Origin of the sequence: Pseudomonas paralactis (assembly GCF_001439735.1) — a bacterium.
In the GTDB taxonomy this organism is placed as follows: Bacteria; Pseudomonadota; Gammaproteobacteria; order Pseudomonadales; family Pseudomonadaceae; genus Aquipseudomonas; species Aquipseudomonas paralactis.
On the sequence record NZ_JYLN01000017.1, the window covers coordinates 14,239 to 27,907 of the forward strand.

Below are 13,669 nucleotides of genomic sequence, written 5' to 3' on the forward strand. Positions count from 1 at the left end.
TCCAGCGTGGAGCAGGGTGGCAAGGTGCGGTTAAACGTGCCGAATATCGCCAGTTCATGGGCGAGGTCGGCGAGCAGGATTGGCGTTGGTACCTGCATCAGGCGTGACGGAGTTTACGGTGGCGGCTTTCGACCTTTTTTTCACGTTGCAGTGGTTAAGCTGTGAATCAAGGTCGTTCACTACCGTTTTACCCACATGAGCCCGTGATGTCGCCACAACCTCCATCCCCCATCGAGACTGAATTCACCGAGCGCTGTGACCGTGAGCATGCCAGGGTCTGCGGTGATCCGCGTCCGCCAAGGCTGTTGCAGCGCCTGGCCGCGTGGCGGGATGCGCGGCTGGTTCGCCATGCACTGAAGGTCGCGGGTGAGCCAGGGCTCATCCTTGACCTGGCCTGTGGTTCGGGGCGGTTCTGGCCGGTCCTGGCCGAGCACGTCAACCGGGTGATCCTGGCCTCTGACAACTCCCAGGCCATGCTCGACCACGCGCGCACCCATCACCCGGGCACGTTGCTCAAGCGTGTCAAAACCTTCCAGGGCTCGGCGTTTTCGATTGGCCTTTCAGCCAATGCGGTGGACTGCATTTTCTGCCTGGAGTTGTTTCGCCATGTGCCCAGCAGCGATGCGCGACTCCTGTTGTTGCGCGAGTTTCACCGCGTCAGCCGCGACACGGTGATTGTTTCCGTAAGCGTGGGTACGTCGGTAGAACAGGAGTTTCGTCAGGCTGGCTTCAAGATCCTGAATTACCAGGAATTCCTGCCGGGCTCCAAGTTGTGGTGTGTGTACGTCCTGCGTAAGAGAGGCTAACCCCCATCTGTCGGACTATTCTTTATCTCCTGTCGGAGTTTTCATGATGGTGTGTGCACTGCGGATGCTCGCAAGCGCCTTTGGCGATATATACTGCGCGCCATTCTTCAAGGGAGAGCCGTGTGGCCATCGATATTCACTGGATCTGCGACAACGATAGCCTCGGCCAGCATTGCGCCCAATGGCAGCAGTTGCCATTCGTCGCCCTCGACACCGAATTCATGCGGGTCGACACCTTTTATCCCATTGCCGGGCTGATCCAGATCGGTGATGGCGTACGCGCTTACCTGATCGATCCCCTGACCATCGACAACTGGCAGCCCTTGGCCGCCTTGCTGGAGAACCCGGCGGTGATCAAGGTGGTGCACGCCTGCAGCGAAGACCTGGAAGTGCTGCTGCGCCTGACCGGCAGCCTGCCCGCGCCTTTGTTCGACACCCAGTTGGCTGCGGCTTACCTCAACCTTGGTTTTTCCATGGGTTATTCGCGCCTGGTGCAAGCCGTGCTGGATATCGAGCTGCCCAAGGGCGAAACCCGCTCGGACTGGCTGCAGCGGCCATTGTCCGAGACGCAGGTCAGCTACGCCGCCGAAGACGCGGTGCACCTGGCCGAGGTCTATATTCGCCTGCGCCCGCAGCTATCGGATGACAAATACGCCTGGGTCCTGGAAGACGGCGCCGAACTGGTGGCCAACCTGCGCCGCGAAATCGACCCTTTCGAGGTGTACCGCGACGCCAAGCTGGCGTGGAAACTGTCCCGTGCCCAACTCGCCGTGCTGCGTGAATTGTGCGCCTGGCGCGAGCAACAGGCCCGCGCTCGCGACCTGCCGCGCAACCGCATCATCCGCGAGCATTCGCTCTGGCCGTTGGCCAAATCCCAACCGGATAACCTGGCGGCGCTGGGCAAGATCGAAGACATGCACCCGCGTACCGTGCGTCAGGACGGCCAGTTCCTGCTGGACCTGATCAAGCGTGCCGGTAGCGTGCCGATGGACCAGTGGCCTCCCGCCGTTGCCGAACCGTTGCCGGTGGACGCCGCCGCGCTGATCAAGCAACTGCGCGCTCTGGGCCAGACGTTCGCCGAGCGCCTGGAGATGGCGCCGGAACTGATGCTGCGCAAGAAAACCCTCGAAGCCCTGGTCAAAAGTGGCTACCCCGATGGGCCTTACCAATTGCCAGACTCGCTGCGTGGCTGGCGCCGCGAGCTGATGGGCCAGGCGCTGCTCGACAGCCTGGCCAATGCCGGAGAACAGCCTTGAAACGTATTTGCTCCATCTACCGCAGCAAGAAAAAAGACGGCATGTACCTCTACGTGCTCAAAAGCGATGCCCTGGAGCGTGTGCCCGAGCCGTTGATGGAAGCCTTCGGCAAGGCGCATCACGCGTTTGACATGGTGCTGACGCCGGAGCGCAAGCTGTCGCGCGAAGACATCACCGTGGTCCTGGAAAACCTCGACAAGCAGGGCTACCACCTGCAAATGCCGCCGGCCGAAGACGAGTACATCGAGCACTTGCCTGAAGAGTTGCTGCGCCGCAACGACCCGATGTGATCGATCAGTGCCCGCGTCAGGGCACAGGTTTTAAATGGAATCGTATTAGACGACGGTGGCCGTAAGGATGCGGGCGGCCGTCTGCATTGTTTTTGAAAGGTTTGAACCATGCGTGTTCTGATTGCTGAACAGGATCACCCGCTCTACGCCCAACTGCTCAAGGAAGCTGCCCCCGACCTTGAGGTGCTGACCAGCGGTGACTCGGCCGAACTCTCGCGTCTGGCCGCCGATTGCCCGGTGTGGCTGGGCCAGCCCGATCTGCTGGCGACCCTGCTGCGCCAGGGCCATCATCCGCAGTGGCTGCAATCGACCTGGGCGGGCATCACGCCGCTGCTGGCCGAGGGCTTGCCCCGCGACTATCGCCTGACCCGGGCGGTGGGCATCTTTGGCCAGGTCATGGCCGAGTTTGTGCTCACCTATATGCTGGGCCATGAGCGCGAAGTACTGGCGCGCCTGGTCAGCCAGGTCGAGCGCAAGTGGGACAACCGCATGGGCCAGAGCCTGGCGGGGCGCAAGGCGCTGATTGTCGGCACCGGCGACATTGGCAAAAGCGTGGCTGATTTTTTGGTGCCCTTTGGCGTCAAGTTGTACGGCATCGCCAGTACGGCGCGGGAACAGGCGCCGTTTATCGAAGTGGCCGAGCTCGACCAGTTGGGCCGTTTGGTGGGGGAGGTCGATTATGTGATCAACCTGCTGCCCAATACGCCCAACACCCATGACGTGTACAACGCGGCGTTGTTCAAGCAATTCAAGCCGACGGCGTTGTTTATCAACGTCGGGCGCGGCGTGGCGGTAGTAGATGCCGATCTGGTCGAAGCCCTGAAAGAAGGGCACCTGGCTGGCGCGGTGATCGACGTGTGCCGTCAGGAGCCGCTGCCGCAGCGCCACCCGTTCTGGACCGCCTGGGGTTTGCTGTTGACCGGGCACAGCTCGGCACCGACCTCGCCGTCGATGATGGTGGAGTTGTTTGTGCAGAACCTGCGGGCGTATCAGACCAAGCAAGCGCTGCGCGGGGAAGTGGACTTCGAGCGCGGGTACTGAGCTTGCCCCATGCCCTCCTGTAGGAGCGAGCTTGCTCGCGAAGAACGTCAACGATGACGCGCACTTTCTGAATAAGCGCGGCGCCTGTGAGTTTTTCGCGAGCAAGCTCGCTCCTACAGAGGGTCAGAGTGCGATGCTTAGAGGCTGAAGTCCCCCTCGCACACCAGCTCAGTCAACGGCTTGCGCGGGCTCGGCGCTTCACGGCCTTGCAGGTATTCCGGCAAACTCGCCTTGTCACCCAGCTTGCCCACGGCCACGGCGGCATGTAGCGCATAACCTTGAGGAATCTTCAGCTCTTTGCGGGTCAGTTCCTGATCGAAACCCGCCATGCCGTGGGTGTGCCAGCCGCTGAGGCTGGCTTGCAGCGCCAGGTGGCCCCAGGCCGAACCGGTGTCGAAGGTATGCCACAGCGCCGGGGTTTCTTCTGTAGCACCGGGGGCGATGAAGTCGGTTTTCGACGCGATGATGACCAGGGCCGACGCGTGCTGCGCCCAATTGCGGTTGAATTCATTCAGCAGGCCCAGGAAGCGCTCCCAGTCCGGTGTGTCCCGGCGCGCATAGAGAAACCGCCACGGCTGCGAGTTGTACGCCGAGGGTGCCCAGCGTGCGGCTTCGAAGAAACTCAGCAACGTCTCTTGCGCGATGCTTTCGCCGGTAAAGGCGCGGGGCGACCAGCGTTCGGTGAATTGGGTATGGATCGGGTAATCGGCAACGCGTGGGTTATCGCTCATGGACAGATCCTGATGAAAAAAGCGGGGTTTCAAAGCTACTGCGCCGACCCAGGCCTGACAAGCCTTGCAACACCGTCAGTCGTAAGCGCTTGGCCGTAACGGGCTTGGGCACTAGACTGGCGGCCTTTTCACCTTCCGATACTGATGTAGAGCCATGGCCGCCAAAGTCGAACCTTTCTGGATACGCAAAACCCTTGAGCACCTCGACCAGGAGGAGTGGGAGTCGTTGTGCGACGGCTGCGGCCTGTGCTGCCTGCAAAAGCTTGAGGATGAAGACGACAACAGCGTCTATTACACGCGTATCGCCTGCAAACTGCTCGACTTGAAAACCTGTCAGTGCACCGATTACCCCAATCGCCGGGCCTCGGTGCCCGACTGTATCCAGCTCACCCCTGGCCAGGCCGACCAATTCAAATGGCTGCCGCCGACCTGCGGTTACCGTCTGGTCAGCGAGCGCAAGGATTTGCCGCTTTGGCACCACCTGGTCTGCGGCGACCGTGACGCGGTGCACCATGAACGCATTTCCCAGTCCGGACGCATGCTCAGTGAAGGCAGCGTGCCCGAGGACGACTGGGAGGATTACCTGATCTTCCGTGCCGGCTGAACAAAGGAGTGCGTATGAAGGTGGCAGCCAAGTTGGCAGCGGCCCTGGGAATGCTGGCCCTGAGCGGGCCGGGCTGGTGCGCGAAGAAGGTTGACCTGGATTATCACGTCAAGCTGCTGCCTCAAAGCGAGCAGGCTGAGGTGCGCGTCAGCCTGGCTCAAGGCTCGGCGGTGCGCAGCCTGGATTTTGACCTGGGCCGCAGCGGCGATTACAGCGACTTCAAGGCCGACGGCCAGTGGCAAGTCACGGGCAGCCGTGGTGTGTGGCAACCCAGCGCCGACAAGGCCAGCCTGACCTACCGCGTGCGTCTGACCCACGCGCGCAAGCCGGGCACCTATGAAACGCGGGTCACGCCCAACTGGGCCTTACTGCGCGGCGAAGACCTGGTGCCGGCTGCGCGCCTGGACCAGCAGGATGGCATTGAGTTGGTCTCGCGCCTGATGTTCGAACTGCCGGCGGGCTGGAAGAGCGTCGAAACCGCCTGGCCGCGCATTGGCAAAAACAAATTCCGTATCGACAACGTATCCCGTCTGTTCGACCGGCCCACCGGTTGGATGCTCGCCGGCGACCTCGGCAGCCGCCGCCTGCGCCTGGGTGAAACCGACGTTACCGTGGCCTCGCCAAAGGGGCAGGGCATGCGCCGCATGGACGTGCTGACGCTGCTGACGTTCGTCTGGCCGCAGGTGGACGCCGCGTTCCCGCGCCATCCCGGCAAACTGTTGATCGTCGGTGCCAATGATCCGATGCGGCGGGGCGCTTATTCATTACGCGATTCGATCTACCTCAACAGCCGCACGCCGCTGGTTGGCGAAAATGGCAGCAGCCCGTTGCTGCGTGAAGTGGTGCAGGCCATCGGGCGCTTCAACGACCACGACGGCAGTGACTGGATCAGCGAGGGCCTGGGGGAGTATTACGCGATTGAGCTGGTACGACGCGCCGGGGGCCTCACCGATGAGCGTTATGCTGCGATTCAGGCGCGGCTGGCCAAAGAGAGCAAGGCGGTTACCAGCCTGAGGGGCGAGCAAATCGGCAGCGCCGGTGTAGCGCGGGCAGTGCTGGTGCTGCAGGACCTGGACCGCGAGATCCGCGTGAAAACCCACAACAAGCGATCCCTGGATGATCTGGCGCAGGCGGTGATGCGGGTGAACAGCATCAACACCAAAGAATTCGTGCAGTTGGCCGAAAGCGTAATCGGCGAGTCGTCGGTGGTACTGGACAGCAAACTGCTGCGCTGATCCCAAGCCCTGTGCAATTCAAAATGTGGGAGGGGGCAAGACCCTCCCACATTTGAATTTCCAGCATGTCCAAGACTTGGATCAGGCTTTGGGTTTCACCGCCTTTTCAGCCGCCATTTCCGCCTTGGTTTTCAAGTTTTTCAGCTCTTCCCCGGCTCGCTCGATCTTTGTGCGCACGCTGTTCATTTCCTGGCGGCCCTGCTCCAGCTTGTCCTTGAGCGAGCTGTGCCCGGTAAAGCCACGGGCCAGTGCCACGCCGCCAATCGCTACTTGGATCAGCCCGAAAATCCCGCCGCGGCGCAGGCCTTTGCCGACCATCATCACGCCGCCCGCCACCGAGCCGATACGTTCCCAGCCATGCACGTTCTGGGTGGGCTGAGGCTTCAACGGTGCGGCTTCGATGATAGGTTGCAAAATTTTGCTGTCGCTCATGATCTGTCTCCAACAAGGGCTAGTGTTACTAGCTGACTGCGCGCAGGGGCTGGATGTTCCCGCCAAATCAGTACTTGGGGCCCGAACGGGTGTTGTTACCCTTGGCCAGGCGGTCGTAAAGCACCACATTGACGGTGGCCGCCAGGTTCATGCAGCCAGTGGTGGGGATGTACACCACGTCTTCGCACCAGTCGCGGATCTCCTTGTCCAGGGAACCGTCCTCGGGGCCGAAGATATACAGCGCGCGGTCGGGGTGGGTGTATTCAGGCAGCGGGCGGGCGCCTTCCACCAGTTCCACGGCGACCGGGATGCAGCCCAGGGGCAGGATCTTTTTCAGGTCGTCGATGCCGATCAGCGGAATGTCGTGGTGGACCTTCTTGGTGTCGGTGATGAAGTCCCGGGCACGCTCGTAGCGCACGCCGGTGTAGAACACCGAGGCCACGCCGTAGCAGCCGGCGGCACGCATCACCGAGCCGACGTTTTCGGGGGATTTGGGGTTATACAGACCGATGCAGCTGTAGCGTTTATTGCCCACGGGGAAAGGTGCCTTAAGAAAAAAGGCGATTATACGGCCTGGGGGTATGCAGTGCTTGGGCGATCGTCATCGCGGGCAAGCCCGGCTCCCACAGGGGAATGCATTCCAAATGTGGGAGCTGGCTTGCCTGCGATGAGCACGGGTATCTACACAACTTTTGTAGCCACTGCCGACGCTAACCACGATGCGAAGCGAGCCGCTCTTGCTCTTGATCTTAGGCGCCCCGTCAAACCACGCTGGCCGGAATTCGCCATGGATTTGGGGGGTAAACCGGCAGGGATGCCGGTTTAGCCGCCCCGCGCCATGGATGGCGCGTGGCGGCGGCCCCCCAAATTCATGGCGAATTACGGGCACACCGAGCCTAAGCGAGGTGCCGAGTGGTGGGGCAAGAGCGCTTTGGTTACTTTCGCGCTTTTCGAAAGTGACCCGCTGTAAGAGCGGAACCCATAGCAGCCGTTACCCAAATAACGGATATGTACTCGGTCTGATCCAACATCCTGGCCTGTCCTGAGGCCGCCATCGGGGGCAAGCCCCCTCCCACAGGTCCGGCTTCGCACCAAAGTTGTGTAGATACTTATGCTGCGATGAGGCCAGTACAGACAAGGACGATCTTCAGTCGTCCTTCTTCATCAACCCCGCCAACGCCGCAAACGGGTTGTGCGTCGCCTTGGCGATGCTCGGGCTGCTGGTGGAACCTTCGCCGAAATATTGCTGGTCGGTGTAGCGCGAGTGTTCGTTATCGTGGCAATACAGGCACAGCAATTCCCAGTTGGAGCCGTCCTGAGGATTGTCATCATGATTATGGTTGCGGTGGTGTACGGTCAGTTCACTCAAGCGCTTGCCGGCGAATTCACGGGCGCAGCGGCCGCACACGTGGGGGTACATCTTCAAGGCTTTGTCGCGGTAGCCCATTTCGCGATCGCGCTGGGCATCGGCGAGGATGCGGTCCAGCTTGGCGGTGTGGGAGGGCGGGTTGTTCGAGCTCATCATGGCTCCTGGCTATTATTGGGTGGTTCACGGACAAGGTTGATTCTAGCTGCTCCCACAGGGGATTGGCGCTATTGAATCAACCGCGATCAGCCCTTGAGCTTCTCTGCAATCCAGATGGTATGCCGCGTGCCCTTGTTGCCATGGGCAAATACCTGCACTTCCTCGGCTTTGAAGCCGGCCTTGCGCAGTTTGTCACTGAACAGCTTGTCGGCGCTGGCCGACCACACGGCCAGCACGCCCTTGGGCCGCAGGGCCTTGGCGCAGGCGGCCAGGCCACCGGCGGAATACAGCCAACTGTTGGCCTTTTGCGTAAGCCCCTCGGGACCGTTGTCGACGTCGAGCATGATGGCGTCGAAGCCCTGGGGCTCGGCCTGTAGCACTTTGGCTACATCTTCCAGGCGGACCACCGTGCGCGGGTCCAGCAACGGGCGCCCGGACTTTTCTCCCAGCGGCCCACGGTTCCATTCCACGACGCCCGGCACCAGTTCGGCCACCACTACTTCGGCACTCTTGCCCAAATGCTTGAGCGCCGCGGCCAGGGTGAAGCCCATGCCCAAACCGCCGATCAGCACCCGGGAATTCGGGCGACCGGCCACCTTGCGGCACGGAATCTCCGCCAGGGCGTCTTCGGAGCCGTGCATACGCGTGTTCATCAACTGGCCGCCGTCACCACCCTGAATCTTGATGACGAAGTCCTCGCCGTATTCGAACAGGCACAGGGCGCCGCCGTTGTCGGGGATCGGAGTAGTGTCCAGCAGAACGAAACGTTTCATGGAAATCTCATTGGGAAGGGCATTCTTGCGCAGTTGGGAGTAGCCTTACGGCATTCCGGTCAGGCCATGGAGCCATCGATGAAGTGCAGCATTCTAACGGTCATTGTATTGAGCGCGCTCATATCCGCTGCGGCGCAGGCTCAGGAGTTGCAAACCGTACCGGTCGCGCCCACACCAACCCCTGGTGCGCCGGGCACGCCGACTCCCACGTTGTACCCGCAAGTCAGCCCGCCCGCCACGCCCAAGACCAACGGTACGCCCCCTTTGGTGCCTATCGTGTTGCCCGCGCCGCCCAAAGACCAGACCGTCCCCGGCCTGCAGCAGAACGACAGCAAGCCGAAGACGCCCGGCGGTTAAAACTGCTGAGCCAACAGTTGCCCATCGGCCATGCGCAAGCGCCTGGACAGGGCAACAGCAATGGCGCGGATGATCTTGGCCGCAACCCGGGGAGCTTCGTTGAGCATTTTTTCCAGGGCATCCTTGCCCAGGTTCAGCAGCACGCAATCACTGGCCGCGACACAACTGGCCGAGCGCCGCTCGCCATCGAGCACCGCCATTTCGCCAAACGCTCGGCCACTGCGCAGGGTGGCGATGGTCAGGCGCTGGCCGGTGTGGTTGGTTTTCTGCACGGCCACCTGGCCGCTGTGGAGGATGCACATAAACGTGCCGGCATCGCCCTCAAGAAAAATCACCTCGCCCTGGGCAATGCTGCTGATATTGAAATAGCCCGCAGCGATATGAAAATCTTCCGGCAACAGCGGGTCAAACAGGCCGCAGTCCATCAGCATGTCGCGGATTTCGTCGTTGAGTAAGGTCGGTTGTGGCATGGCTAAAATATTGGTCCGTCAATCATGTAGGGCGGTTCCGAGTTCAGACAGGACCGCTCCATTAAGTTCCTGGATCAGCCCGAGCGCCTTGAACACAAAGGCATATTCGAGCGCTACGTCACGCAATCCCTGGTAGCGCCCGCTCATGCCGCCATGGCCGGCGCCCAGCTCGGTTTTGAGCAGCAACAGGTTGTCTGACGTTGCGGTGTCGCGCAGCTTGGCCACCCACTTGGCGGCTTCCCAGTACTGCACGCGGCTGTCGTTGTAGCCGGCAATCACCAGCATGGCCGGATACGCCTGGGCGCTGACGTTTTCGTACGGCGCGTAGGCCTTGATGCGCGCATACACTTCGGGTTCCTCGGGGTTGCCCCATTCATCGTACTCGGTGATGGTCAGCGGCAGTTCCGGGTCGAGCATGGTGTTGAGCACATCGACGAACGGCACCTCGGCAATCGCAGCCTGGAACAGGTCCGGGCGCTGGTTGAGCACCGCGCCAATCAACAGACCGCCGGCACTGCCACCGCTGATCGCCAGTTGCCTGGAAGTGGTCAGGCCCTCGGCGATCAGGTGTTCGGCGCAGGCGATAAAGTCGCTGAAGGTATTCTGTTTGTGTTCCTGCTTGCCATTGCGATACCAGGCTTCCCCCAGCTCACCGCCGCCGCGCACATGGGCGATGGCAAACGCAACCCCACGGTCCAGCAAGCTCAGGCGTGCGTGGGAGAACCACGGATCCAGGCTTGAGCCGTAGGCGCCGTAGCCGTACAGGTACAGCGGCGTGGGTTTACCCAGCTGGTCACGCTTGACCACCAGGCTGATGGGCACCTGGGTACCGTCGGCGGAGGTGGCCCACAGGCGCTGGCTGACGTAGTCGTCGGCATTGAATGTGCCGAGTACCGGGGTTTCCTTGAGCACCACCTGCGCGCCGCTCTCCAGCTCCAGCTGACGCACCTGGGCCGGGCGGTTCAGTGCCTCATAGCGCAGGCGAATCTTGTCGCTTGGAAATTCCAGGCTGTTCTGTACATAGAGGCTGTAGGCGGCGTCGGGTAATTCCACGCGATAAGCCGGTACACCCTCGGGATGCACCTCGATGATCGGCAGGCCGCCAATGCGCAGGCTCAAGGTCATGGCGTTGGCGTTCAGGCTCACGCCGTCGAGCATGACCTCGTCGCTATGGGGGATCAGGTTCTGCCAATCGGCTTCGGTAGGCGGCGTGCCGGTATCGGCGGCGACGAACAGCGCGTAGTTGATGCCGTCGCGGTTACTGCGAATAAACCAGGTCCACTCGCCATTGCGCTTGCCGTGGTCGACATCGTATTCGTGGTCATCGACCCGCGGCGCCAGGCAGGTGAAGGCCAGGTGTGGCTGATCGGCGTCCAGCGCCCAGACTTCGCTGGTGGTCTTGCTGCCCAGGGCCAGCAGCAGTTGGCGCTCGGAGCTGGAGCGGTAGCAGTGCAGGAAGAAACGGCCGTCAGGCTCATGGAACACTTCCTGCGCCGCCGTACCGTCCAGACGGTAGCGATACAGCTTGTGCGGACGATGGGTCTCGTCCAGTTCGCCGAAGAACAGCGTCAGGCTGTCATTGGCCCAGGTCATGCTGCCGTCGCAGTTGTCGAACGCCAGTTCGCTGACCTTGTCGGTCGCCAACTCCTTCACGTACAGGGTGTAGATCTCTTCACCGCTGGTGTCGAGGCTGTAGGCCAGGCGCTGGTGGTCGGGGCTGATGCTGAACGCGCCGAGGGAGAAAAAGCCGCCATTGGCCAAGACGTTCGGGTCCAGCAGCAGTTCTTCGCTGCTCTCGTCCACCTGATTGCTGTCATCGGCCGGGCGGCGGCAGCGGTAGTGGCGCGCGTATTCGTCACCGGCGGTGGTGCGGGTGTAGTACAGGTACGGGCCCCAGGGTGAGGGCAGCGACAGATCGGTTTCGAGGATGCGGCCCTTGATCTCTTCAAACAGCGTCTCGCGCAGCGCCTGCTGGTCGGCGAGCTGGGCTTCCTGCCAGGCGTTTTCGGCCTTGAGGTAATCGAGCACTTCAGGGGTGTCGCGCTCTTGCAGCCAGGCGTAGGGGTCTGCGCCTGGGGCCTTGCGGGCAATCGGAGCGGTGGAAATAGGCATGGATAATTCCCTATCTGGCGGACGGTGGCCGGCATTGCAGCCGCGACACGCAAAAGCCGTTATCATAGCCGCCTCTTTGCCAGCCTTGCCATGGACACCATGACCGAGAACGACTATCTGACCGCTTGGGGCCTCTACGCCTTCGCCGCTTTGGGCTGCCTGTTAGTGTGGTGGCGCATGACCCGCTGGGTCTGGCGCTGGTTGCGCGAGCCGCTGCAACTGCTGATGGCGGTGCTGTTGCTGAGCCCGACCATCGTCGACCCGGTCAAGACCCAGTTTGCGCCGGCCGTGGCCATTACCGCCCTGGACCTGGTGCTCAAGGTCGGCAACAACGCCTGGCGGGCGATCTCCGATCTGTTTATGTACTCGATGATTGTGTTTGCCTTGTACATCGTGTTTGTGCTGATCCGCTGGCCCATCGAACGCGCCGCCAACGCTCGCCGTGAGCGCAAGGCGGCTGCCGATGCCGCCTTGGCCGCCGAGCCGGAAGACGACGAACCGTTCCGTCGCCCGGCGCCTGCCGGTGGTATGCGGGTCGAGCCGCGCCTTTAAACGTTGACCGCCCTGCAGCGAGAGCCCTGGCATGTGTGAATTATTGGGCATGAGTGCCAACGTCCCCACCGATATCGTGTTCAGCTTTACCGGGCTGATGCAGCGCGGTGGGCGCACTGGCCCGCACCGCGACGGTTGGGGCATTGCCTTCTATGAAGGCCGTGGCCTGCGCCTGTTCCAGGACCCGGCTGCGAGCAGTGAGTCTGAAGTGGCGCTGCTGGTGCAGCGTTATCCGATCAAGAGCGAAGTGGTGATCGGCCATATCCGCCAGGCCAATGTGGGCAAGGTCAGCCTGGCCAATACCCACCCGTTCGTGCGCGAGCTGTGGGGGCGTAACTGGTGTTTTGCCCACAACGGCCAGTTGGCCGATTTCAACCCGCGCGCCACGTTTTACCGGCCGGTGGGCGATACCGACAGCGAAGCGGCCTTCTGTGACCTGCTCAACCGCGTGCGCGAAGCCTTCCCCGAGCCGGTGGACATCGAACAGGTGCTGCCCGACCTGATCGCCGCCTGCGCCGAATACCGCAGCAAAGGCGTGTTCAACTGCCTGCTCAGCGACGGCGACTGGCTGTTCTGCTATTGCTCGACCAAGCTGGCACAGATCACCCGGCGTGCGCCTTTTGGCCCGGCACGCTTGAAAGATGTCGACGTGATCGTCGATTTTCAGGCCGAAACCACCCCCAATGATGTGGTAACGGTGATCGCCACCGAGCCTTTGACCGACAACGAAAACTGGACCCGCTACGAACCGGGCCAATGGAGCCTGTGGCGACGCGGTGAATGCGTCAGCCAGGGCGTTACCGAATAAGGAATCGACCATGTTGCTCAGCTATCTGCGGTTGGTGCTGTTTGCCATTGGCTTGTTGGTCGGCGTTCAAGTGCCGGGGTTTATCAACGATTACGCCAAGCGCGTCGAAGCCCACCTGATCGAGGCACAGACCGGTCTGCGCGGCTTTGAGTCCACGGCGCAGCAGTTTTTCAACGGTGATATGCAAGCCTTGGTGGCGCATTACCGCGCCAGCGATGACCCGGTGTTCCAGAGCGACGCCAGCAGCCTGGGCGCCATGCTCGACCGTCAGCTGGAGCTGGACAAGCAATTTCAGGCCATGCAGGGCCCGTGGTATATCCGCGCCCTGCAAGTGGCCGTGGCCGCCGACCCGGATATCCGTCTGGAGACCTGGAATGGCTACAGCTACCAGATTCTGCTGACGCCCGAAGCCATGGGCTGGGGCCTGGGCGGGGCGATGTTGTTGTCGTTCGGCATCGAGTGCCTGTACCGCTTGATTGATTGGGTGGTGCTGGGTGGCCGGCGTTTACGTCAGAGCCGGCCCATCGAAGAGCGGGACCTCAAGGGCCTGTAGGAGCGAGCTTGCTCGCGAAAAACGTCAACGATAACGCGTGCTTCCTGAGTAAACGCGGCGTCTGTGGGTTTTTCGCGAGCAAGCTCGCTCCTACAGAAGCCTTAGGGCAAGCCAGCTCCCACAG

Annotated in this window: 17 protein-coding genes and 1 pseudogene; 11 read left to right on the forward strand and 7 right to left on the reverse strand. The window is 61.8% G+C overall.

Annotated features, from left to right (window positions below; genetic code table 11):
* Window positions 1-26: 26 nt before the first annotated feature.
* The 5 genes and pseudogenes from TX23_RS28605 to TX23_RS25755 all read left to right on the forward strand — a co-directional run.
* A pseudogene (locus TX23_RS28605) lies at window positions 27-107 on the forward strand (hypothetical protein); the annotation flags it as partial.
* Window positions 108-206: 99 nt separating this feature from the next.
* Window positions 207-806, forward strand: coding sequence for a class I SAM-dependent methyltransferase (locus TX23_RS25740; protein WP_057704597.1), 600 nt, complete (start codon window positions 207-209; stop codon window positions 804-806).
* A gap of 122 nt (window positions 807-928) precedes the next feature.
* On the forward strand, window positions 929-2,062 hold the full coding sequence (rnd, locus tag TX23_RS25745; RefSeq protein ID WP_032877242.1) for a ribonuclease D: 1,134 nt from the start codon (window positions 929-931) through the stop codon (window positions 2,060-2,062).
* Window positions 2,059-2,352: a YcgL domain-containing protein gene (locus tag TX23_RS25750; protein ID WP_014717482.1), complete on the forward strand. Its 294-nt coding sequence runs from the start codon at window positions 2,059-2,061 to the stop codon at window positions 2,350-2,352. Before rnd ends, TX23_RS25750 begins: the two co-directional genes overlap by 4 nt.
* A 108-nt stretch (window positions 2,353-2,460) precedes the next feature.
* A complete protein-coding gene (locus TX23_RS25755) occupies window positions 2,461-3,393 on the forward strand; it encodes a D-2-hydroxyacid dehydrogenase (protein WP_057704598.1) in 933 nt (310 codons plus the stop codon).
* Window positions 3,394-3,530: 137 nt separating this feature from the next.
* Here the strand turns inward: TX23_RS25755 and TX23_RS25760 are convergent, their stop codons facing one another.
* Window positions 3,531-4,124, reverse strand: a complete 594-nt coding sequence (locus TX23_RS25760) for a nitroreductase family protein (protein ID WP_057704599.1) — start codon at window positions 4,122-4,124, stop codon at window positions 3,531-3,533.
* A 154-nt stretch (window positions 4,125-4,278) separates the two neighbouring features.
* Here TX23_RS25760 and TX23_RS25765 point away from each other — a divergent pair, with 154 nt between their 5' ends.
* Together TX23_RS25765 and TX23_RS25770 are read left to right on the forward strand one after the other, a co-directional pair.
* Window positions 4,279-4,728 carry a YcgN family cysteine cluster protein gene (locus TX23_RS25765; protein WP_003172524.1) on the forward strand — a complete coding sequence of 150 codons (450 nt, stop codon included), beginning with the start codon at window positions 4,279-4,281 and terminating at the stop codon, window positions 4,726-4,728.
* A gap of 14 nt (window positions 4,729-4,742) precedes the next feature.
* Complete coding sequence (locus tag TX23_RS25770; protein WP_057704600.1) at window positions 4,743-5,963, forward strand: hypothetical protein; 1,221 nt, start codon at window positions 4,743-4,745, stop codon at window positions 5,961-5,963.
* An 81-nt stretch (window positions 5,964-6,044) separates the two neighbouring features.
* Here TX23_RS25770 and TX23_RS25775 read toward each other — a convergent pair whose 3' ends face one another.
* From TX23_RS25775 to TX23_RS25790, 4 genes are all read right to left on the reverse strand, one after another.
* Window positions 6,045-6,395 (reverse strand): YgaP family membrane protein, encoded by a 351-nt coding sequence (locus tag TX23_RS25775; protein ID WP_057704601.1) that lies wholly within the window; start codon window positions 6,393-6,395, stop codon window positions 6,045-6,047.
* Window positions 6,396-6,462: 67 nt separating this feature from the next.
* Window positions 6,463-6,930 carry an RNA methyltransferase gene (locus TX23_RS25780; RefSeq protein ID WP_003189607.1) on the reverse strand — a complete coding sequence of 156 codons (468 nt, stop codon included), beginning with the start codon at window positions 6,928-6,930 and terminating at the stop codon, window positions 6,463-6,465.
* 612 nt (window positions 6,931-7,542) lie between these two features.
* A complete protein-coding gene (locus tag TX23_RS25785) occupies window positions 7,543-7,917 on the reverse strand; it encodes a YajD family HNH nuclease (protein ID WP_014717487.1) in 375 nt (124 codons plus the stop codon).
* An 89-nt stretch (window positions 7,918-8,006) separates the two neighbouring features.
* Entirely contained in the window at window positions 8,007-8,693 is a 687-nt protein-coding gene (locus tag TX23_RS25790) for a spermidine synthase (RefSeq protein ID WP_057704602.1), read from the reverse strand.
* A 78-nt stretch (window positions 8,694-8,771) separates the two neighbouring features.
* On the opposite strand from TX23_RS25790, the gene TX23_RS25795 reads away from it, so the two are divergent.
* The gene (locus TX23_RS25795; protein WP_057704603.1) at window positions 8,772-9,050 is read left to right on the forward strand and encodes a hypothetical protein; all 279 of its coding nucleotides are present in this window, start codon (window positions 8,772-8,774) and stop codon (window positions 9,048-9,050) included.
* Here TX23_RS25795 and TX23_RS25800 read toward each other — a convergent pair.
* Together TX23_RS25800 and TX23_RS25805 are read right to left on the reverse strand one after the other, a co-directional pair.
* Window positions 9,047-9,520, reverse strand: a complete 474-nt coding sequence (locus TX23_RS25800) for a Crp/Fnr family transcriptional regulator (RefSeq protein ID WP_057704604.1) — start codon at window positions 9,518-9,520, stop codon at window positions 9,047-9,049. The two genes, TX23_RS25795 and TX23_RS25800, sit on opposite strands and share 4 nt — an antisense overlap.
* A gap of 18 nt (window positions 9,521-9,538) precedes the next feature.
* Window positions 9,539-11,632: a S9 family peptidase gene (locus tag TX23_RS25805; protein WP_057704605.1), complete on the reverse strand. Its 2,094-nt coding sequence runs from the start codon at window positions 11,630-11,632 to the stop codon at window positions 9,539-9,541.
* 24 nt (window positions 11,633-11,656) lie between these two features.
* On the opposite strand from TX23_RS25805, the gene TX23_RS25810 reads away from it, so the two are divergent.
* The 3 genes from TX23_RS25810 to TX23_RS25820 are packed head-to-tail and all read left to right on the forward strand — an operon-like array spanning window position 11,657 to window position 13,545.
* Window positions 11,657-12,184, forward strand: coding sequence for a hypothetical protein (locus TX23_RS25810; RefSeq protein WP_057704606.1), 528 nt, complete (start codon window positions 11,657-11,659; stop codon window positions 12,182-12,184).
* A 31-nt stretch (window positions 12,185-12,215) separates the two neighbouring features.
* A complete protein-coding gene (locus tag TX23_RS25815) occupies window positions 12,216-12,992 on the forward strand; it encodes a class II glutamine amidotransferase (RefSeq protein ID WP_003189615.1) in 777 nt (258 codons plus the stop codon).
* 10 nt (window positions 12,993-13,002) lie between these two features.
* On the forward strand, window positions 13,003-13,545 hold the full coding sequence (locus TX23_RS25820) for a DUF2937 family protein (protein ID WP_005786113.1): 543 nt from the start codon (window positions 13,003-13,005) through the stop codon (window positions 13,543-13,545).
* Window positions 13,546-13,669 lie beyond the last annotated feature (124 nt).

Bases quoted from the DNA above. Each gene is read 5' to 3' on its own strand.
- TX23_RS25815 (WP_003189615.1), top strand. From the start codon at position 12,216: ATGTGTGAATTATTGGGCATGAGTGCCAACGTCCCCACCGATATCGTG.
- TX23_RS25770 (WP_057704600.1), top strand. From the start codon at position 4,743: ATGAAGGTGGCAGCCAAGTTGGCAGCGGCCCTGGGAATGCTGGCCCTG.
- TX23_RS25805 (WP_057704605.1), bottom strand. From the start codon at position 11,632: ATGCCTATTTCCACCGCTCCGATTGCCCGCAAGGCCCCAGGCGCAGAC.
- TX23_RS25775 (WP_057704601.1), bottom strand. From the start codon at position 6,395: ATGAGCGACAGCAAAATTTTGCAACCTATCATCGAAGCCGCACCGTTG.
- TX23_RS25800 (WP_057704604.1), bottom strand. From the start codon at position 9,520: ATGCCACAACCGACCTTACTCAACGACGAAATCCGCGACATGCTGATG.
- TX23_RS25785 (WP_014717487.1), bottom strand. From the start codon at position 7,917: ATGAGCTCGAACAACCCGCCCTCCCACACCGCCAAGCTGGACCGCATC.
- TX23_RS25795 (WP_057704603.1), top strand. From the start codon at position 8,772: ATGAAGTGCAGCATTCTAACGGTCATTGTATTGAGCGCGCTCATATCC.
- TX23_RS25820 (WP_005786113.1), top strand. From the start codon at position 13,003: ATGTTGCTCAGCTATCTGCGGTTGGTGCTGTTTGCCATTGGCTTGTTG.
- TX23_RS25740 (WP_057704597.1), top strand. From the start codon at position 207: ATGTCGCCACAACCTCCATCCCCCATCGAGACTGAATTCACCGAGCGC.
- TX23_RS25755 (WP_057704598.1), top strand. From the start codon at position 2,461: ATGCGTGTTCTGATTGCTGAACAGGATCACCCGCTCTACGCCCAACTG.
- TX23_RS25760 (WP_057704599.1), bottom strand. From the start codon at position 4,124: ATGAGCGATAACCCACGCGTTGCCGATTACCCGATCCATACCCAATTC.
- TX23_RS25765 (WP_003172524.1), top strand. From the start codon at position 4,279: ATGGCCGCCAAAGTCGAACCTTTCTGGATACGCAAAACCCTTGAGCAC.
- TX23_RS25790 (WP_057704602.1), bottom strand. From the start codon at position 8,693: ATGAAACGTTTCGTTCTGCTGGACACTACTCCGATCCCCGACAACGGC.